At 55.3% G+C, this 20,422-nt stretch carries 17 protein-coding genes; 2 read left to right on the top strand and 15 right to left on the bottom strand.

Annotated features, from left to right (window positions below; translation table 11 throughout):
* Positions 1–92 precede the first annotated feature (92 nt).
* The 11 genes from ACFO1S_RS00490 to ACFO1S_RS00440 form a co-directional block, all read right to left on the bottom strand.
* Positions 93–1,994 (bottom strand): ABC transporter ATP-binding protein, encoded by a 1,902-nt coding sequence (locus tag ACFO1S_RS00490; RefSeq protein WP_204604622.1) that lies wholly within the window; start codon positions 1,992–1,994, stop codon positions 93–95.
* Positions 1,991–3,760 carry an ABC transporter ATP-binding protein gene (locus tag ACFO1S_RS00485; RefSeq protein ID WP_204604710.1) on the bottom strand — a complete coding sequence of 590 codons (1,770 nt, stop codon included), beginning with the start codon at positions 3,758–3,760 and terminating at the stop codon, positions 1,991–1,993. The genes ACFO1S_RS00490 and ACFO1S_RS00485 overlap by 4 nt, the downstream gene beginning before the upstream one ends.
* A 209-nt stretch (positions 3,761–3,969) precedes the next feature.
* Positions 3,970–4,254, bottom strand: a complete 285-nt coding sequence (locus ACFO1S_RS00480) for a DUF3817 domain-containing protein (protein ID WP_204604623.1) — start codon at positions 4,252–4,254, stop codon at positions 3,970–3,972.
* 152 nt (positions 4,255–4,406) lie between these two features.
* Entirely contained in the window at positions 4,407–5,342 is a 936-nt protein-coding gene (locus tag ACFO1S_RS00475) for a dihydrodipicolinate synthase family protein (protein WP_378126030.1), read from the bottom strand.
* Complete coding sequence (locus ACFO1S_RS00470; protein WP_204604624.1) at positions 5,339–6,853, bottom strand: FAD-dependent oxidoreductase; 1,515 nt, start codon at positions 6,851–6,853, stop codon at positions 5,339–5,341. The genes ACFO1S_RS00475 and ACFO1S_RS00470 overlap by 4 nt, the downstream gene beginning before the upstream one ends.
* A 92-nt stretch (positions 6,854–6,945) precedes the next feature.
* Positions 6,946–8,271, bottom strand: coding sequence for an ABC transporter substrate-binding protein (locus ACFO1S_RS00465; protein ID WP_204604625.1), 1,326 nt, complete (start codon positions 8,269–8,271; stop codon positions 6,946–6,948).
* A gap of 54 nt (positions 8,272–8,325) precedes the next feature.
* Positions 8,326–9,171 (bottom strand): carbohydrate ABC transporter permease, encoded by an 846-nt coding sequence (locus ACFO1S_RS00460; RefSeq protein WP_204604626.1) that lies wholly within the window; start codon positions 9,169–9,171, stop codon positions 8,326–8,328.
* Between the two features lie 26 nt (positions 9,172–9,197).
* Positions 9,198–10,073 (bottom strand): carbohydrate ABC transporter permease, encoded by an 876-nt coding sequence (locus ACFO1S_RS00455; protein ID WP_204604627.1) that lies wholly within the window; start codon positions 10,071–10,073, stop codon positions 9,198–9,200.
* 119 nt (positions 10,074–10,192) lie between these two features.
* The gene (locus ACFO1S_RS00450) at positions 10,193–10,945 is read right to left on the bottom strand and encodes an IclR family transcriptional regulator (protein WP_204604628.1); all 753 of its coding nucleotides are present in this window, start codon (positions 10,943–10,945) and stop codon (positions 10,193–10,195) included.
* A gap of 138 nt (positions 10,946–11,083) precedes the next feature.
* The gene (locus ACFO1S_RS00445; protein WP_204604629.1) at positions 11,084–12,040 is read right to left on the bottom strand and encodes an RluA family pseudouridine synthase; all 957 of its coding nucleotides are present in this window, start codon (positions 12,038–12,040) and stop codon (positions 11,084–11,086) included.
* Between the two features lie 8 nt (positions 12,041–12,048).
* A complete protein-coding gene (locus tag ACFO1S_RS00440; protein ID WP_204604630.1) occupies positions 12,049–12,966 on the bottom strand; it encodes an ArsR/SmtB family transcription factor in 918 nt (305 codons plus the stop codon).
* A gap of 186 nt (positions 12,967–13,152) precedes the next feature.
* Between ACFO1S_RS00440 and arfA the strand changes: the two genes are divergently transcribed.
* On the top strand, positions 13,153–14,664 hold the full coding sequence (gene arfA / locus ACFO1S_RS00435) for an arabinosylfuranosidase ArfA (RefSeq protein ID WP_204604631.1): 1,512 nt from the start codon (positions 13,153–13,155) through the stop codon (positions 14,662–14,664).
* 174 nt (positions 14,665–14,838) lie between these two features.
* A complete protein-coding gene (locus tag ACFO1S_RS00430; RefSeq protein WP_204604632.1) occupies positions 14,839–15,159 on the top strand; it encodes a LytTR family transcriptional regulator DNA-binding domain-containing protein in 321 nt (106 codons plus the stop codon).
* Positions 15,160–15,252: 93 nt separating this feature from the next.
* Here ACFO1S_RS00430 and ACFO1S_RS00425 read toward each other — a convergent pair whose 3' ends face one another.
* The 4 genes from ACFO1S_RS00425 to ACFO1S_RS00410 form a co-directional block, all read right to left on the bottom strand.
* Positions 15,253–16,347, bottom strand: a complete 1,095-nt coding sequence (locus ACFO1S_RS00425) for a carbohydrate ABC transporter permease (protein WP_204604633.1) — start codon at positions 16,345–16,347, stop codon at positions 15,253–15,255.
* Complete coding sequence (locus ACFO1S_RS00420; protein WP_378126032.1) at positions 16,347–17,387, bottom strand: carbohydrate ABC transporter permease; 1,041 nt, start codon at positions 17,385–17,387, stop codon at positions 16,347–16,349. The genes ACFO1S_RS00425 and ACFO1S_RS00420 overlap by 1 nt, the downstream gene beginning before the upstream one ends.
* A 163-nt stretch (positions 17,388–17,550) precedes the next feature.
* A complete protein-coding gene (locus ACFO1S_RS00415) occupies positions 17,551–18,966 on the bottom strand; it encodes an ABC transporter substrate-binding protein (RefSeq protein ID WP_378126026.1) in 1,416 nt (471 codons plus the stop codon).
* Positions 18,967–19,254: 288 nt separating this feature from the next.
* On the bottom strand, positions 19,255–20,268 hold the full coding sequence (locus ACFO1S_RS00410; protein WP_204604635.1) for a LacI family DNA-binding transcriptional regulator: 1,014 nt from the start codon (positions 20,266–20,268) through the stop codon (positions 19,255–19,257).
* Positions 20,269–20,422 lie beyond the last annotated feature (154 nt).

The following is a 20,422-nucleotide window of genomic DNA, read 5'->3' as shown; positions in this document are numbered from 1 at the left end:
GGCCCGATTGTTCGGGATGGTACTAACTATACCCGCTCCCTCGGCATAAATCGAGCGAGGGAGCGGATTCTTCTCTCTTCTCTATTACCCGTTCAGACCGCTTGAACCCTTGCGGCCCCTCCGGTGAACTGGCTGTAATACAGATCGGCGTAGAAGCCTTCCTGGGCCAGCAGCTCGGCGTGGGTGCCCTTCTCGATGATGCTGCCGTGGTTCATGACGAGAATCAGATCCGCATCGCGAATCGTGGACAGGCGGTGCGCGATGACAAAGCTTGTTCTGTCCTTCATCAGCTCGTTCATGGCTCGCTGAATGTGAACCTCCGTCCGCGTGTCGACGCTGCTCGTCGCCTCGTCGAGAATCAGGATGGCCGGGTCCGCCAGAATCGCCCTGGCAATCGTCAGAAGCTGCTTCTGTCCCTGCGACAGATTGGACGCCTCCTCGTTCAGCACCGTATCATAGCCTTCCGGCAGCGTCCGGATGAAGTGGTCCGCGTGCGCGGCCTTAGCCGCCGCCACGATCTCCTCTTCCGTCGCTCCCGCGCGGCCGTATGCGATATTGTCGCGAATCGTCCCGTTGAACAGCCAGGTGTCTTGAAGCACCATGCCGAACAGGCTGCGCAGATGGCCGCGTTTCATTCGCGTAATGTCAGCTCCGTCAATCATGATCGTTCCGTCGTTCACCTCGTAGAAGCGCATGAGCAGATTCACAAGCGTCGTTTTGCCCGCGCCCGTCGGCCCGACGATCGCCACCATCTGTCCGCTCTTGACGTCGATGTCCATATTCTCGATCAGCATTGCGTCTTCCTTGTATCCGAAATTCACGCCATGCATCGCCACCGCTCCATGTGCGTCCGCGAGCTCGACAGCCTCGCTATCGGCCGGTTCGGCAATCTCCTCCTCTTCGTCGAGCAGCTCGAACACGCGCTCCGCCGAAGCGATCGTCGATTGAATGATATTCGCGATATTAGCCGTCTGCACAAGAGGCATCGAGAACTGTCTGGCGTACTGTATGAACGCTTGAATATTGCCGATGGAAATCGAACCCCGCGCCACCATGATGCCGCCGACCACGCTGATGAAGACGTACCCGATATTGCTGACCATGCTCATGAGCGGCATGATGTTCCCGGATACGAATTGCGCTTTCCAGCCCGAGCTGTACAGCTTTTCGTTGATGCTGTCGAACTTGGCGACCGAGTTGTCCTCCTGGCCGTAGGCTTTCACGATTCTGTGTCCCGAATACATTTCCTCGACATGTCCGTTAAGCATGCCGAGCTCCATCTGCTGCGCCTTGAAATAGCTTTGCGACTTCTTCGCGGCGCCTCTGATGACGATCATGGACAATGGCAGCGTAAGCAGCAGGATGAGCGTAAGCCACGGGCTGATCGTGAGCATCATGATAATTACGCCGATGATGGTGATCAGCGATGTGATCAGTTGGGTCAAGCTCTGCTGCAGCGTATTGCTGATGTTGTCTACATCATTCACGGCGCGGCTCAGAATTTCCCCGTGCGTCTGGCTGTCCAAATATTTCAACGGCAGCTTGCCCAGCTTGGCGTTCACCTCGTTGCGAAGGCCGTAGACCGTCTTCTGCGCCACTCCGGCCATCAGAAACTGCTGGATATAGCTGAAGATCGAGCTGACAACGTACAGCCCCGCCAGGAATACCGCGATTTGCCAGATGCCCGCCAGATCGTAATGCGCATTCGGATCGCCCTTGAGGGTGGCCATCATGCCTTCAAACAGCTTTGTCGTAGCTTCCCCGAGTACCTTCGGACTGTATATCGCGAAGCCTGTGCTTAGAATCGCCGTGACAAGCACGGCAAGCAGCTTCATTCTCTGGGGACGCAGATAGCCGGCCAGTCGCCGCAGCGTTCCCTTGAAATTTTTGGCCTTCTGGACGGGCATTCCCATGCCGCCCATGCCCGGTCCCATACCTGGGCCTGGTCCCGGGGGTTTGCTCGGCATTCTGGCATTGCCTTGACGCTCGCTCATGCGATCTCCTCCTCGGAAAGCTGCGAAGAAACGATCTCGCGGTAGACTTCGCTGCTCTTCATTAGCTCCTTGTGATTGCCGATGCCCGCGACCTTCCCCTCATCCAGAACGATGATCCGGTCGGCATCCATGACCGTGCTAACCCGCTGTGCGACGATAATGACCGTCGCTTCGGTCGTTTCGTCCTTCAGCGCCGCTCTCAGCCTGGCGTCGGTCTTGAAATCCAGCGCGGAGAAGCTGTCGTCGAACAGATAGATCGACGGCTTGCGCACGAGCGCCCGCGCGATGGACAATCGCTGCTTCTGTCCGCCCGAGAGGTTGGCGCCGCCCTGGGAGATGACGGCGTCGTAGCCGCCGGCCATCTCTTCAATGAAATCCTTCGCTTGGGCGGTATCGGCGGCATGGCGGATTTCCGTCTCTGTCGCATCGACCTTGCCATAGCGGATATTGTCGGAGATGGTGCCCGTGAAGAGCTGCGCCTTCTGGGGAACCAGTCCGATCATGCCGCGCAGCGTCTCCACGGGCAGCTCGCGCACGTCGACGCCGTCTATGCGCACGGCTCCTGCCTCCGCGTCGTAGAATCGGGGGATCAGGCTGATCAGAGTCGACTTGCCCGAGCCCGTTCCTCCAATGATGGCGGTGACTTCACCTGGCATACTGCTGAAGCTGATCCCCTCGATCGCGGCATTCTCGGCTCCGGGATACCGGAACGACACCTGGTCGAAGTCGACCCGTCCGCGAGGAGCGGGTCCGGATGCCGTATCGGCGTCCTTCTGCATGCCGTTGCCTGCTGGCGTCCGGCTTCCCTTCTTCTCGTTGATCGTCGGCTTCAGATTCAGCACCTCATTAATTCGAACAGCCGAAGCCGAGGCGCGCGGGACCATTACGAACAGCATCGAAACCATCAACAGAGAGAACATGATCTGCATCGCATACTGCAGGAAAGCCATCAAATCTCCAACCTGCATATGTCCGCTGCTGACTCGAAGTCCTCCGAACCAGATGATCGCAAGCGAGGAGAAATTTAGAATAAGCATCATCATCGGCATCATGAAGGCCATAATTTGATTGACCTTGATCGCGGTCTGAGTGAGATCACCGTTCGCATGCTCGAAGCGCTTCGTTTCGTGACTGAAACGATTGAACGAGCGGATGACGCGAATGCCGGTCAGCCCTTCCCGCAGAACCAGATTGAGCTGATCCACCTTTTTCTGCATGACCTTGAAATAAGGAATGCCCTTCGCTGCGATCACGACAATCGTCAGCGCCAGGACCGGAATCGCTCCGACGAATACAAGCGAGAGGTGAGCGTCCTTCGAGATCGCCATGATCAAGCCTCCAATGCACATCATCGGGGCGGCAACCATCATTCTCAGGATCATGATCAACACCGATTGAACCTGCGTAATATCGTTGGTTGTCCGGGTGATGAGCGATGCGGTGCCGATCTTGTCGAACTCCAGCAGCGAGAAATTTTCAACCTGACGGAACGTCTTGCTGCGAACGTCTCTGCCGAATCCGGAGGCAATCCGCGACGACAGATAGCTGGCCGCGATCGATACCAGCGTTCCCAATGCGGTTACCGCAATCATGAAGCCGCCGATTTTCCAAATATAAGGGGTATCTCCTTTCACCACCCCGTCGTTGACGATATCCGCCATCAGCGTCGGCAGGTACAGCTCGCACAACGATTGCAGGAGAATAAGGATCAGCACCGTTGCGACCATCCAGCGATAGGGCTTGAGGTAACGGAACAGCTTTAGCAAATTCATCAGCTCCAGGAATCCAAAATAAGTTGCTCCAATATGTAAAAATGATAATATGCTGTAATTATGAACGGAGTATGAACGGAACACAAATTCTAAATCGTCCCATCGAACGAAAAACAAAAGCCGCCCCTATTGTTGCTTTGGGGCAGCTCTCTTAAGATCGGCTTATAAAAGTCGGTTATACGCGAGCCGTTAACGACGCCCGCTCAATTCTGAATCTTGCGATCCAGAATCAAAGGTCCGAAAGGCAGAAACGCGGCTACGACAGCCAGCGCCGCCATCAGCCAGGACAGCTTGCGCGCAAGCAATGCGTTCAGTACGGCGAGCAAATACAAGGTGAACAATACGCCGTGGGCCATGCCTACCACCGTTACTCCCTGGGGGAGGTCGGCAAAATACTTTAGCGGCATGGCGATCAATAGCAGGATAAGAAATGAAGCCGCCTCGAAAATTCCGATAAAGCGCAGCCGCCCGAGCGGCGTTGCAAGCATGGGGATTCCTCCATTCAGCCGAATTTATTCCAGTGTACCAACGGCCTGCGCGGAAAACCATGTACAACTTGTGTCCATTCGAACGGCACGCCAACCTGACAGCCTATTCCCGGTCAGGACTCGGGCTACGATTCATCCTGTCTTCCTCATTCCTATCCCAACGCCTGCAGGGAGTACCGGGCCTCCAGCGTCTTCGACAAACGGCGCAATTGCTCGACCTCCAGCCGGTTCGTTGCCGTGAACTCCCGATGATTTTTCGTGCGGCTCCCGCAGTTGTCGACTATGCGTTCAAGCATTAAATAGTATTTCGCATTCACCGGATACAGCTGCTTCTCGATGAGGGACGTTATGCTGAGCATATCGCTCAGCTCCTCCGCGAGCTCCGGACGGTCCTGCCAATGCCGGAACAGCCAGGCGTACAAGCCGGGATGAAAATTAGCCATGACCCCGCTGTAGCCCGCAACTCCAAGCTTGAGCGTCTCCAGCAGCGTCGCCGAATTGGCGTTGTACAGCTTTAGTCCCGTGCCCTCGATCGCTTGCAGCTTTGCTTTAATATTCTCGATGTCGCAGCTTGTATCCTTGAGGAACAGGAATCGCCCCGTATCCGCGCACCGCTTGAGAAGCTCCGGAGAAATGAGCCGCTTGTACGGAAACGGACATTCATAAAAGCCGAGCGGTACGTCGGGGGGAAGCTCCGCCAGCAGACGCTCCAGATTGCTCATCCAGACGTCGTCGGATTCCTGCTCTCCAGCCAGACGGTTCGTGATCAGAACGAGCGCATCGACGCCCGTGTCGGCAATCGCCTTGAGCTCCGTTATCTGGGCTTCCTCGCTGTCCGCAACATGCCCGGATGCGATGACCGGGACCCGGCCTGCGGCCTTCGCCTTCGTGAAAGCCGCAAGCTTGACTCTTTCCTCCAGGCTCAAGGCGAACATCTCGCTCGACTGGCAGACGGCGAACAAGCCGTCCACTCCGCTGGCGATGTACCATTCGATCAGCTGCTCAAGCGCATAATAATCGACCGCGCCGCCGGCCGTGAAGGGCGTAATCATCGTCGGCCAGATGCCCGGAGCGATGGAGGCCTTCACTTCCGAACCGCCGAGGAGTCGCTGCCGATATTCGGCGTAATATGGCGCGGGTTCGCCTTCAAGAACGCGGCGGCATGTTTCTGCGCGTTCTCCGTCTCTTGCTCCACGGCTTGCGGGTCTCGGCGCAAGGAGGCTCCGTTCCGCAGCAATTCGTCCTGCAGCTGCTTAATGTCCAGCTCTCTCGGCTGAGTGCCCTTCATCGCGCTGAGTCCCGCAGCGGTTCCCGCCGCCTGACCGATCGCCATGACGCTGCCTTGCGTGCGGAACGAGCCGTGGGCTTCGCTGGTCGCCGATATGCATCTTCCCGCCATAACCAAGCCGTCCACCTTAACTGGAACGAGACAGCGATAGGGAATGTCGTAGGAATCCTTAATGTCGATCCAGGCCCCGGCGGACTCCGGATCGCCGTAGCCGGCTTTGCCCGCCATATTGTGCACGTCGATCGGGAAATACCCGCGCGTAATGACATCGTCGAACCTTCTGCCCTCGATCACGTCGTCCGCTTGCAGCACGTAATTGCCGACGATATGCCGCGATTCCCGAACGCCGATCTCGTTTCCGGTCGTGCTCAAGAACGCCTGCTCGAAGCCGGGCACATACTTGTTCATAAACTTGACGATCGATTCGACCTGCTTGCGGCCTTCGATCTCTCCCGCGGTTCTGGAATCGGCATCCGTGCCGTCCACGTTGATGACGCGCGTCGAATTGAAATGAATCACGCCCGGATGCACCGAGTTCAGCAGCAGGATTGAATCGCGGCCGATATACAGCTCTCCATTCTCAATCGCTGTCTTCACGAACCTCTTGAAGCCTTGCGCGACGAAATACTTGCTGACCAGTCTGTCGGAATATTCCCTGACCGGAACCGCATCGGATTTCCATTCGAAGTCTTCCGGATTGTCGAGGATATACTGGTAGAGCTTGTCCGTGTCCACGTTGCTCATCTCGAACATCAGCGTAGACGGCTGCATCTTGCGGTCCTTGGCCCGTCCAAGCACGAATTCCGCGCCGGCGCCGCTCGCCACGTCCCCGTCTCCCGTCGCGTCTACGACCACCTTGGCCTTCAGCACGTTTTCCCCGGATTTATTGACGACCTTCACTCCGGCGACCCGGTCGCCTTCCATGATCGTACCGCTGTATACGGAGTGGAAGAGCACCTCCACGCCCGCTTCCCGGACCATTTCATAGGCGATATACTTGTATCTTTCACGGTCGAAGAAGCCGAGATATGCCCCGCTGCCGTAAGGGTCCAACACTTTGCAATGGCCCGGGCTCGCGCCGTATGCGACCATCCTGTCCATGAACTGCTGCGGAATGCCTTTGACCACCTGCTCGTCGCGTATATGGAAAGGCGAGATCGGGCCTAGTGCCGCTGAAGTCGCCGCTCCGCCAAGAAATCCGTTCTTGTCCACCAGCAGCGTGCGCGCTCCGGTTCTTCCCGCGGCAATAGCCGCGATAAAGCCGGAAGGTCCGCCGCCCATTACGATTACGTCATATTCCTTGTTGATCATTTCTCTTCCTCCTGTGCATAGCTGATTTGTATGAAAGCGGCGCCGCTTCGGATGCTCGCGGAACGGCGCCGCGAAATACCTCTGCGATCCGTTTACTTCTTGTTGGCGTTATAGGCGTTTGCCACCGACTCCAGCGCCTCCTTGGCCGGAGCACCCTGGAAGACGATTTTCTGCGCCGCTTTGGCAAGCTCGGTGCTCAGCTTCGTATAATCCGCCGGGTAGAACACGATTTGCCCGCTGTCGCTCGCCTCCTGCTTCCAACGAACCAGCTCTTCGTAGTTCGGCAATCCGGTAACGGCGGCATCCTCGTAAGCGGAGGACAGGACGGGCATGACTCCGGCTTCCGCCCACTTGATCTGGGATTCCTTGCTGAGATAGTAACGGATGAATTCCCAGGCTTCGTCGGCATGCTTCGTGTTGACGCCGATCGTTAGCGTCTGCCCCGCGACCATCGTCGGGCTCGATTGGCCCATCTCGAACGGCGGCACGGGAGTGGTCAGGATGTTTTTGCCCGTATCGGAGCCCCGGATAGCCGATGCGCGCATGGAGCCCGATACCCCCGTCGCGATGTTGCCGGCCTTTAGCCCGTTCGTAATATCGTCGGCAGTCATGGAAATCGTCTGATTGTTCATGGCTCCGCTATCCACCATTTCCTTCAGGAAGTTGATCGCTTTGACGCCGGCGTCGCCGGCGAAAGTCGCCCTGCCCTCCGTGTCGAACATTTTCCCGCCCGCTGCCCGGAGAATGGGAATGAACGTCTCCATGAACGAAGCCGCGTTGGCCCCTTCGGACATGCCGACGGCAAAGCCCAGCCGATTGTTGTCCTTGACCGCCTTGGCCGCCGCGAGCAGCTCGGACAGCGTTTGCGGAGCTTTCAGGCCCGCCGCGTCGTACAGGTCCTTTCTATAAAACAGCGTGAATACGCGGGCTTCCCATGGCAGTGCCATTATTTCTCCGTCCAGCTTGATTTGGTTTTCCGAATAGATGTAATCGCCTTTGCCTTCGTTGTTTAACCATTCGGAAGCATATTTGGTAATCGGCTGAATCGTTTTGGCGTCTACGTGCATGCGAAGCAGATCGGTGTATACATTCAAAATGTCCGGACCGCCCCCCGAAGCGACCGCTTGAATGACTTGGGAATCGATTTTGGAGAAGTGAACGCTTTCAACCGATACTTTGATTTTTCCTTGGCTCGCGTTGAAGCCGTCCACGATGCTTTTCAAGGCGACCGAACGAGGGTCGTCCTGCTGCTCCGGGTTGAGGAAGGTCCACAGCTTCAGCTCGACCGCTTTCTCGGAATTGCCGCCAGACGATGCGCCCGACGAGCTTGGGGACGTAACGTCGTTGCCCGATTTGCCGCAAGCAATCAACGTTCCAAGCATCATGACGATAGCAAGCACAGCCCCTAACTTTTTCATGGTATTGCCCCCTTGGATAGTGGTTATGTGATGGAGCGATGCCCCTTGTCACCGTTAGCCCTTGACCGCCCCGGCGGACAAGCCGTCGACGAACTTCGATTGAAGACTTATGAACAGGACAACGACCGGAACGACCGAGATGACGACCGCCGCCATCAACTGCCCCCAATTGATGCCGTATTGAGTAATGTAGTTGTACAAGCCGACGGACAGCAGCCTGAGCTCGTCCCTCGTCGTGAACGAGAAGGCGACCAGAAAATCATTCCAGACATAGATCGCCGACAGCAGGGCTCCGGCGGCCAGACCGGGCTGCGACACCGGAAGAATCAACTGGTAGAAGGTGCGCAGCGGAGAGCATCCGTCCACCTTGGCCGCCTCCTCGATCTCCTTGGGCACGGAATCGAAGAAGCCCTTGAGCACCCAGATCAGCATCGGCGTCCGCCAGGCCGTGTAGATCAGAATCATGCCGGCGAACGTATCGTACAAGCCGACCTTGACCGAAGTCAGATACAGCGGGATCAGAATGGCGATGCCCGGAATCATGGAGGTCATCAGGATCAGAAACAGAATCAGCTTCTTGCCTCTGAACTGGAATCGGGAGGCCGCGTACGCCGCATGCGCGGAGATAAACAGCGACGCCGCGATGGAAATTGCCGCAACGAGAATGCTGTTCCCGAAATACTGCGGAAAGTTGGAATGAAACAGGACGTTGGCGTAATTGTCGAACGTGATCTCCCACGGAATCCACTGCGGCGGGTATTGAACGATCGTCGCTTCGGTCTTGAGCGAGGTACTGACCGCCCACAATATCGGAATGAGCGCGAACGCGGAGCTGCAGATCAAGATGAAATACACGAGAAGATTAGAGCGCTTGCCTCGGGATGCTGGCCTGCTTTGCATGTTCTCTCTCCTTTCCGGCGTGCCGGTCAATCTTTGGATTTAAGCGCCCGAACGTAGATCAGGCTGAGCAACAGGTTAAAGGCGAACAGCAGCACGCTGAAGGCGGAGCCCAGGCCGATATTCCAATATTCGAAGCCTTCCTTGAAGGCTCTCAGGCTTAACGTTTCCGTGGCGCTGAACGGACCGCCGCCGGTAAATACATAGATCAGCGTAACCATATTGAAATACTCAAGGCTCAGCATGATGAGCGTCACGGCAATGGTCGGCTTGATGAGCGGCAGCGTAATTCGGGTGAACGATTTCCAGCCGGTCGCGCCGTCTACCCTTCCCGCCTCGTAGAGCTCGGAGGAGATCGTCTGAAGGGCGGCCAGAATCAAGATGAGCGCGATCGGGAACGTGTTCCACACGTTGGCGACGATTAAGGCGATGTTCGCCCCCGTGCTCGTACTGAGCGGATCGATTTTGGTTCCGCCCAGTTGTTCGACGATGTAGTTGACGGGACCGTAGTTGGCATTGATGAGCCATTTCCAGAGCAATGCGGTGACCGTCTGGGAGATGACCCAGGGCAAGATGATCGCCGTTCTGAACCAGACCCTGAATTTGACCTTCATATTGAGCAGTACGGCCAGCAGCGTGCTTAAGGGAATCACGATCAGAATCGATCCGAACACATAAACGAACGAATTTTTAATATTGGTGAGACCGCTTTCATTTTTGAAAATCGAGATGAAATTGTCTGCGCCCACATAGGCTCCCGTGCGCACATACTCGGTTTCGTACAAGCTCCATCTCATTGCGACGCCTATCGGATAGAAGGATACGAGGACTACAAGGATCAAAGCCGGAGCCATGAAAGCGTATGCAATCCATTTGTCGCCGATTTTTCTTTTTGCCATCTCCATCGATTTGCCTCCTGCGCGCAAAATCAATACGCAAATGCTTCTAGTTGTTCCATATTATAGAACGACGTTCTTTATAATGATCAAAAAAAAGCGGCAATGCTCTAATCTTCCGTAGAAATTCAGGGTAATTGCCGCTCTATGGCTTCTTTATGCTGCTTTAACAAACTTGCGAAAAACTCGACTTTACCTTCGTCAAACCGCAAGGACGGTCCGGATACGCTGATCGCCGCGAACGGATAGCCCTTCCTGTCCAGAATCGGCACGCCGACGCCCTTTATTCCGTATTCATGCTCCATGTTATCGACGGAATAGCCTCTTTTGCGGGACTTATCCAGCTCGATCCTCATCTGCTCTTTGTCCGTGATCGTTCTCTCGGTATACTGGTTGAACTCATCCTGCATCAAGCTGTCGAGATCGTGCTTCGGCAAGCAGGACATGATCGCTTTTCCGGTAGCGGTGCAGTAGACCGGCGCCATGACTCCCATTTTAGAGGTTTCGATAATCGTACCCGAGGTGCAGGCATAGTCCAGGTAGAGCACTTGCTTGTTGTGCAGAATCGCGTAATAGACAATTTCATCCGTCTCGTTGGCAATCTTCTTGATATGCGGTAATATAAAATCTCTCTCGTGAAGATTGCTACTGATGATGTTGCTGAGCTTCAAAATATTCAAACCCAGCTTATACTTGTTGTTGAGCGGATTTTTGGTCAGATAGCCATGCTTCTCGAACGTTGCGACGATATTGTGCACATTGCTTTTATAGAGTCCGAGCTTGTTGCAGATTTCCGTAATCCCGAGCTCCGGCTGCTCGATAGAGAAACACTCCAGAACGTCCAAAGCTTTGGATAACGACTTTACTTTAGATTCTTCCACGCCGAGATCCCCCTTCCCCTTTCTCGTTCTGTATTATAGAACGTCGTTCTATATTTATAATGCAATTATGTAATGCGCTTTCAGGGTTGTCAAGCCATTTTTTTCTGCCTGTCGCCAATATTCGACTTCGGCTTGTCGTTACGCCTCGAATCGCAGCCCTGTCCGCTCCGCGACTGTACGCATCTGCGCCGGCGGAGGAGCCTTGAATTCCCTGCCGTCCGGCAAGACGATGCGCCAGGCATGCAGCAGCTGGTGGTTGACGTCCCCGAATCTCCGGCCTCCGTATTTGATGTCCCCGAGCAGCGAATGTCCGATATGTTGAAAATGGGTTCTGATCTGATGCGTACGTCCGCTGATCAACTCGATCTCGACAAGAGAGTATGCCTCCCCCGTATCCAGAACGCGATAGCGCGTCTCCGCCGTCATCGCCTTCGCCTCGCCCCCGTCTAGCGCAAGCTTTGTTCCCTCGCCGACCACTCGGGTGCGGTTGCCCTTCTCGTCCCGTACGAGACTATCCTTCAATTGCCCCTCTCCCGTCAAGCGTCCTTCGACGAGAGTCACGTAAAATTTCTGCAGCTCATGCTTCTGTATCCACTGGTTTAACTGATGCAGCATGCCGGCGGTTTTGCCGATCAGCACGATGCCGCTCGTATTCCGGTCAAGCCGGTTCGCCGTAGCAGGCATGAAGAGAGGGCTGTCCAGCTCGCCCTTGCGGTACAGGTAGGCATGAACGCGATTGACCAGCGTGTCCTTCTGATCCGCCTGATCCGGGTGCGTAAGCATGCCGACCGGCTTGTTCACGACCAGGAGCTCCCCATCCTCGTACAGAACGTCGATGTTGGCGTTCACGCCGACATACTTCGCTTTCTTCTGGCCGATGCTGGCTTCCTTGTACGCCGACTCCTCCACATAGATCGTCAGCTCGTCCCCGGCGGCGAGCTCGTAATTTTGATTTTTGCGTTTCCCGTTGATTTTAACCTTCCCGCTGTCGATCATTTTATAGATTTGTCCCAGCGGAAGGTTAGGCATCAGGTTCCGCAGAAACCGATGCAGCCTCTTGCCGCTCTCGGATGGGGTAATTTTGCGATTGATCATGGCATTCATTATCTCCTCTGGCTGTAATACACCCTGAATTGGATGTCCTGATTATAATTGCCGAAGCCCGCTCCGTACAAAGTCAAGCCTCCGACATGGGCCGCGTCCTTCTCCACCGCGAAGCGCAGCGTCCAGAAGCGCTTCTCCAATTGCAGCTCGTTCAGACGGACATCCGAAATGCGATTGCCGTCCATGTAGGTTCCCTCGCCGTTGACGCGAAGCACCTTCCTCAGTCCGTACTGGTTCATATGCGGGTTCCACCAGTCGGGCGTAAACCGGCCGCGCGCATGCGTGCCGAAGTCGCCCGGACTTGTCCATTCCCCAAGCAGAATCTCGTTCAGGTAAAAGCGAATGTCCGAGGGCCACTGCTCGTTCGCTCCCGGAGCCTCGGAAGCGATCTCGAAGGTGATCTCGAGCTCGTCCGGCCGCTGGCTGGGCAGCAGATAGTTCGGCGTCTTGTATTCCACATAGCCTTCGCCGAACCAGAGGATCGCCGCGTTCACCCGCTCGGGATCGAGGAAGTAGCGGGGATCGTCTAATTCCCCGACCAGCTTCTCGCGGGTCGCGAGACCGCAAGTCGGATACACCTCGAAGGACGTATAATGCCCGACCGGAATGAAGTGCTCCGAATAGGTCCTCTCCTGCGTCTCCGCATTGGGCAGCGCGATCTCGACCGCAGTCTCCGACAGGGAACAGATTTTGTGCGTGCCGCCCTGACGGCGAACCATCTTCGTCGCAATCAATCCGGCAAGCTCCAGCTTGCGCACATGCATCGTCACGATTGCGCTGCTCAGCGACAGGCTCTCCGCGATTTCCTTCAGATTCATCGGCTTATCCGCCAGCAGGTCAAGGATCTTGAGCCGAACCTCGCTGGCAAGCGCCTCATAGAGAGGCAGCCATTTGCGGTCGGTATTCGCTTTGATCATGACCCATCCCTCCCCGACTAGCATCTTCATTAAATTAATATAGATGTAAATTCAAAAAAGCGCAATCAAAGATCGGGAATTATGTCTTGCTTTTCAGATAAGTTTCATGTTAAATAGGGTTTGAAAAGATTTATGTGTTAATCGATTAACATTATTATTAATTTAACTTCAAGGAGAGATCGCCGCATGTCTTCACACAAAGCCTCCCTTATTGTCGACAAGGACTTTGTCATTTCCCAGATCGACGACCGTCTTTACGGTTCGTTCATCGAACATTTGGGCCGCGCGGTATACGGGGGAATCTACGAGCCCGGTCATCCCCAAGCGGACGAACAAGGCTATCGCAAGGACGTTCTGGATTTGATTCGCCAGCTTCGGGTGCCGATCATCCGGTATCCGGGCGGCAACTTCGTCTCCGGCTACGATTGGAAGGACGGCATCGGTCCGAAGGATCAGCGTCCAAGCCGGCTGGAGCTCGCCTGGCGCACGGTTGAACCGAATCAGTTCGGCCTGAACGAGTTCGTCGATTGGGCTCGCGTCGCAGGCTCCAGCGTCATGTGGGCGATCAATCTGGGAACGCACGGCGTCGACGAAGCGCGCAACATCGTCGAATACGCCAATCATCCGTCCGGCTCTTATTGGAGCGATATGCGGATCGGACATGGCTTTAAGGAGCCTCACGGAATCAAGACCTGGTGCCTCGGCAACGAAATGGATGGCCCATGGCAGATCGGAGCCAAGACGGCTACCGAGTACGGACGTCTTGCCGCCGAATCGGCGAAGGTGATGAAATGGGTCGATCCTTCCATCGAGCTGGTTGCCTGCGGAAGCTCCGGCAAATTCATGGCGACCTATCCGGAGTGGGAGGCCACCGTGCTCGACCACACCTACGACCATGTCGATTACCTGTCCTTGCATACCTATTACGGCAACGCCGACAATGATACGGCTACGTTCCTCGGGCGCTCGCTGGAGATGGAGGACTTTATTCGCAGCATTGTCGCCACCTGCGACTACATGAAAGCGAAGAAAAGAAGCAAAAAGAAGATGCAGCTCTCCTTCGACGAATGGAACGTCTGGTTCCACTCCAACGATGCCGACAAAAAAATCGATCCTTGGCAAATCGCCCCGCCGCAGCTGGAAGACGTCTACACGATGGAAGACGCGCTTGTCGTCGGATGCATGCTGATCGCCTTGCTCAAGAATGCCGACCGCGTCAAGGTCGCATGTCTCGCCCAGCTCGTCAATGTCATTGCTCCGATCATGACCGAGAACGGCGGCGCGGCCTGGGCCCAAACGATCTACTATCCGTATATGCACGCCTCCGTATTCGGGCGGGGACAGGCTCTCGTGCCGCTCGTGCAATCTCCGAAATACGACACGAAGGAAATTACGGACATTCCCTACCTGGAGACGATCGCCGTCTACAACGAAGAGGCCGGCGAGGTGACGATCTTCGCCGTCAACCGGGATCTGGACAATGCCCTGCCGCTGGACGTCGATCTGAGAAGCTTCCGCTCTTGCGAAGTGATCAGCCATCTCGTGCTGGAAAGCGGCGATCTGAAAGCCGCGAACACGGCGGCCCGGCCCGACCGCGTGAAGCCGCATGAAGGCGGCAACGCCGCTGCGGACGGCTTTACCGTTCGCGCCCAATTGAACCGCGCCTCCTGGAACGTGATTCGCGTGCGCGTGAACTAATTGAAAGAGCCTTGCGACATGGAACGGCCCCTTAACCGGGGCCGCGATTCGCGAGGCTCTTGCTCTCGTTTGTGAAATTTTATAATTTTTTTCGGGAAGTCTCCCAAATCCTTAAAAATTATGTTATACTGAAAGCGCTATCAAAGCTACATCATTCTAAGGGGGACTGGAACGATGAATGCAGCGCTTCAAGAGAAAAATGTGTACGAGGATTTCGAGCCGCGTCAAGACATTTTGTTCTTCAAGGTCGGCACGCATGGCTTAATCAGCTTTCACGGACGGAATTATAATATTAAAAAGAGAATGTCCGCCGACGAAAGAAATCGCTTGATCGATGACTCCGCAACCTTCTTCCGTGTTTCATCCGATTGTTACGTCAACGTCCGGAATATCTCGGTCATGGGCGAGCAACACCTCTTATTCGACGACACCTCCAAACGTCTGCCATGCTCCCAACGCAAGCAACAGATGATTCGTCAACTGCTCGATCGTTAGGCCCCGGCTCAGGGTCGAACGACATAACGAAAGCCTGAGTGTACCGAGGGAGAGATTGCCTCCCCCGAGAGACTCAGGCTTTTTCGTGTCGTATTAGCCCTTGACCGAACCGCCCATCAGCCCGCGCACGAAATATTTCTGCAAGCCGAAGAATACGGCCAGCGGCATGAGCATGGACACGAATGCGGCGGCAGTAAGCAAATGCCAATCGTTGCCCCTCGTTCCGACCATGTCGGCGATTTTCATCGATAACACCTGAACATCCGGCTGATTCCCGATGAATACAAGCGAGACGAGATAGTCGTTCCATACCCATAAGAACTGGAAGATGCTGATCGAGGCGATGGAAGGCACGGATAACGGCAGGATAAGCCTGGTGAAGATCGTAAAATTCGAAGCGCCGTCCATGAATGCCGATTCGAACAGATCCTTGGGCAACTGGCTAATGTAAGAATACATAAAATAGGTTGCGAGCGGCAGGCCGAACCCGGCATGAGCAATCCATACGCCCAGGAAGGTTCCGTTCAATCCCAGCGAAGTATAATCCCGCAGTACCGGAATCATTGCCACCTGAAGCGGTACGACGAGCAGCATGATCACGACGACGAACATCGTTTTTCTCATCGGGAATTTCAGCCATGCGAACGCATAGGCGGCGAAGGTCGCGATCAGAATCGGAATGAGGGTAGCGGGAATCGAGACGGTCAGCGTATTCAGGAACGCCCGCGAAAGCCCGTTCCCCTTCTTCGTCTTTACGGTGCCGTCCGTATCCGTAATCCGGTACTGCTTGCCCGTCAGCACGCCTTCATAGTTTTCCGTTGTAAAGCTAGTGTTCATCGTCCAGCCCGATTCTTGCACCTGAATCGTTCTTGCCCTGCGGTTCTCCCACACGAGCAGGGATCCGTCCGGCGCCTTGACTCCGCCCTTCAGCTCCTCGTCCGAATACGAAGTCCCGTTCACTTCGATCGGCTGCCTCAGATCCGTGTCCTTCGGAAGAGTAATCGTGTCCTTCGCTACGTTCTCCTTATGCGGAAATACCGTCCACCACCCGCTCTTCAGAATTTCCGTCGCGGGACGGAACGAAGAGATGAACAGACCTACGGTCGGAACGAGCCAGATCAGGCAGATGAACGCCAGAACGACGTTGACGACGGTTTTGGAGCGGGTTCTTCTCGATCTGCGCGCCATCAAAATCCCCCCTGTCTGCGCATTTGCCGCAAGTTGAATACGATGACGGGAATGACGGCGATCAGCAGCACAATAGCCAGCGTCGAGCCGTAGCCGAAGTTGCGATACATGAAAAATTGCCGGTAAAACTGCGTCGCCACGACCTCGGTATCGTACTGGCCGCCCGTCATGACCATGACGACGTCGAAGATTTTGAGCGTAAATACGATAATCGTCGTCGTAACCGACAGGATCGTTGTGCTAATGTACGGAACGATGATTTTGAAGAAAATCCGGACTTCCCCCGCTCCGTCCATTCTCGCGGCTTCCAGCATGTCTTCGGGAACGCCTTTCAGCGCCGCGGAGAAAATCACCATCGCAAAGCCTGTCTGCATCCAGACAAGAATGGCGACCAGAAACAGATTGTTCCACGGCTGCAGCATGCTCGTCCATGCTTGCGGCTCTCCGCCGAACGCCGTCACGATGGCGTTCAACAGACCTACTTGCTCGTCGCCCGGCTGATAATAATAAATAAATTTCCAGATGACGCCGGCCGCAACAAACGAGATCGCCATCGGCAGGAAGATGATCGCTTTCGCCAACTTCTCGAAGCTGCTCCGATCGGCCAGCACCGCGATCAGCAGACCAAGCACGATACAGGCGGTTGCCCCGAAGGCTACCCATATCAGATTGTTTCTCAGCGCCGTCAATAGCAGGCGATTCGTGAAGATCGCGGCGTAATTGGCGAAGCCGACGAATTTCTCTGATCCTGCGTCCATGAAGCTCATGTACAAGGTGCGGACCGTTGGAATAAGCAATAGCCAGCTCAGCAGCAGAAAGGCCGGACCGACGAACAAATAAGGCTGGATTCTTCTCCTCCACACGTCCGAATACCGTTCCACCGTCCAGTTCAATGACCAGTAGATCAGGTATACGCCGCCCACGCCCCAAGCAATCGCCAGAATGGCGTAGAGCACGGGGTTCATCGAGCTGTCTCTCAGGAACACGAATATTCCGGCGTGCAGCGCGATGTTCAAAGCAAGGACGAGGAAGGTGGCCATCGCGTTTAACGCAACCTGCGATTTGGCTTTCTCGGCAGGCCTTGCCGCGGAGGTTGTCATAAGGTCTGCTCCCTTCGATGAATAACGGAGGGCCGCGCAAGCTCAGCCCTGCAGGACCCTCCGCATTATCGCTTTCAATCGATTCCTCAGTCTGCTTTTGGGCTTATTGCTTCCAGCCGGCCTGAATTTCCTCCAACGCGCGATCCAGGTCGACGGTACCGCTCACATAGTCGGTCACGCCTTTCCAGAACGTCCCCGCTCCGACGGAGCCCGCCATCAGGTCGGAGCCGTCAAATCTGAGCGTTGTCGCCTGCTGGGCCAGCTCGGCCATGCGACGCTCCACATCGGTAGGGTACCATTCCAGCTTGGCGTCGTTCATCGGCGCGACCATCCCTCCGGATTGGATCCAAGTCTTCAGGGATTCTCCAGTGGTGAAGAACTCCATGACGGCGCGCACTTCCGGACGGTCGTTGAACATGGCGTAGATATCGCCCGCTACGAGCACCGGACTGCCGTATTGGGAATCGATCGGAGGCAGATAGAACCAGTCGTAATCCTCTCCCGTTTTCAGATCCTGCGGGAAAAAGCTCGTAATAAAGCTGGCTTGACGGTGGAGCCACGCCTTAGGCGGATTGTCGAACAGCACCTTGGGCGAATCGCCGAAGCTGGTGGTCACGATCGATTTTGCGCCGCCGTATACGTAGTCCTTGTTCAGCCAAATGTCGGACAGCTTCTGGAACGCGTTCTTGACGACCGGATCCGTGAACGGCAGCTCTCCCTTTACCCACTTATCGTAATTTTCCGGACTTGTCGTACGGAGCATGATGTCCTCGATCCAGTCCGTCGCCGGCCAGCCCGTGGCCGCGCCGCTCTCGATGCCGATGGCCCACGCAGGATCGCCGTCCTTGGCGATCTGCTCGGTAAGCGCCATTAATTCTTCCCAGGTTTTCGGAACCGTGTAGCCCGCTTCCTCGAAAGCCTTCTTCGGATACCAGACCAAGCTTTTGACGCTGCTGCGAGCCCAAATGCCGGCCATCACGTCGCCGCTCGGTCCCGCCATCGTAGCCATGTCCAGCCAGCTCTGATTGTAGTTGCCCTTCAGACGCTCCATATCCATGAAGGAAGCCACATCGATGACCTTGCCCGATTTAACGAAGGTTTGCAGCAAGCCCGGCTGCGGGAAGTCCGCAATGTCCGGCGCGCTTCCTCCGTCAACGCGGATGGAAATCGTCGCTTCGAATTCCTTGGAGCCCTCGTATTGGATATCGATGCCCGTCTTGTCCTCGAAGTCCTTGATCGCTTCCAGGAATTTCACTTCGTCCGCATCCGTGAACGGACCGAACATCGTCACCTTCGTGCCTTTATATTTACCGGCCAAAGCTTCATCCAGTGCGGATGTGCCGCCTGACGCGCTCGGCTCCGCGGAAGCGCTCGGCTCCGTGCTGGCGGACGGAGAGCTGGCAGGCGGGCTTGAGGACGCCGGCGTATTTTCGTTATTTTTCCCGCAGGCCGCAAGCACTACCGTTAACATTAGAATAAGCGCAGTAAGAAGCATTCCCGTTTTGTTCCATCTTTTCAATCCAATCAGCCCCTTTGGAATTTGTCATTCGAAAGTTCAGATCTAGGATGTGAATGAAGTGATGCTAAGAAAGCTTGACTTCTCTCTATCTTCTATTACACCTCCTTGACAGAATATCAATCCGACGCGGCCAATCCGGCATCATTAGGCGATCTGCGTGTGTCCCTTTGCGCTTGATGAATTCCGCATTGAGATTATACATACTGCGGGGATCCGGTTTTGATGCGGCTAGCCTGTAACGAAAGCGTTCTCATCTTTCTGAAAAGCTTTTCAAAATGATGCGAAAAGCTATCCTCTCCAGGAGCGCGTCGAAGCTCTGACAATGATCTCGTGGGGTAAATACTCGCGCAGCACCGTATCCTCCCCCTGCTCGATAATCGTATTCAGCTTCTCCACCGCCCGGCTGCCGATTCGGTAACTCGGCTGCGCGACGGTAGTCAGCTTCGGTATCATAATGTGGGATAAACGAATGTTATCGAAGCCGATGACGGAAATTTGCTCGGGTACGGAAATTCCCCGCTCGTTCAGATAACAAAGCAGCCCCATCGCCAGCTCGTCGGATGCCGTGAAGATAGCCGTTACGTCCGGACACTTCGCCATGAGCTGGGCGGCCGCATCCGGCGTATCATAGGACCAGTCGTTTACATAGACGATATTGCTCTTGCATTCGTCCAGGTCGTGCTCCCGAAGCGCGCGAATGAAGCCGTGGTAACGCGTCAGTCCGGCTATGCTGTCCGTAAGGTCAAAGCCGATCATCCCGATCTTCCGGTGCCCGGAGGCGATCAGATAGGCGACCGCATCGTACGCGGCTTGCTCGTCGTCGATTTTCACAGAAGGCAGCTCGTATTCCATCGAATGCGTAGATACCAGCATAACCGGTATTTTCAGTCGCATGAGCTCATTGTAGTAATCCGGGTAGACCGGGTCGCTGGTATAGAGAATCCCGTCGACCTGGCGTTCGTAGAAGCTGTTCAAATAAGAAAATAAGCGCTTCTTGTCGCGATCGGTGTTGCAGATGATCAAGTTGTAGCCCAATCTCTTGGAGGCGTCCTCCATGCCGCGAAGAATATCGGCATAATAAGGATTGCGGATATCGGGAATCACGACGCCCAGCGTATTCGTCTTTTTGTAGATCAGCCCTCTGGCGAGCGCGTTCGGTTTATATTCCAGCTGCTCAATGGCCGCCAACACCGCATTTCTTTTGTTTTCGATGACGGAGCCCGGCGAATTCATGACCCGAGATACGGTGCTGATCGACACTTTGGCCAGCTTGGCTACGTCTTTGATCGTAGGCTTTCTCATGCGCATCGCCCTTCTTCTTGAAAACCTTTTCAAATCCTTTCACCCATATGTTATCGCTTACATTGGAAGCTGTCAAGAACGATTTACATGGGTGTCGTTATGCTGTGATCATGTCACCCTATGGCTGTTCTGAAATCAGGTCACCATGAGTCAG

Origin of the sequence: Cohnella boryungensis (assembly GCF_042651945.1) — a bacterium.
Taxonomy (GTDB): Bacteria; Bacillota; Bacilli; order Paenibacillales; family Paenibacillaceae; genus Cohnella; species Cohnella boryungensis.
The sequence above is the reverse complement of the archived record's forward strand: the minus strand, read 5'-3'. Positions and strand labels throughout refer to the sequence as shown.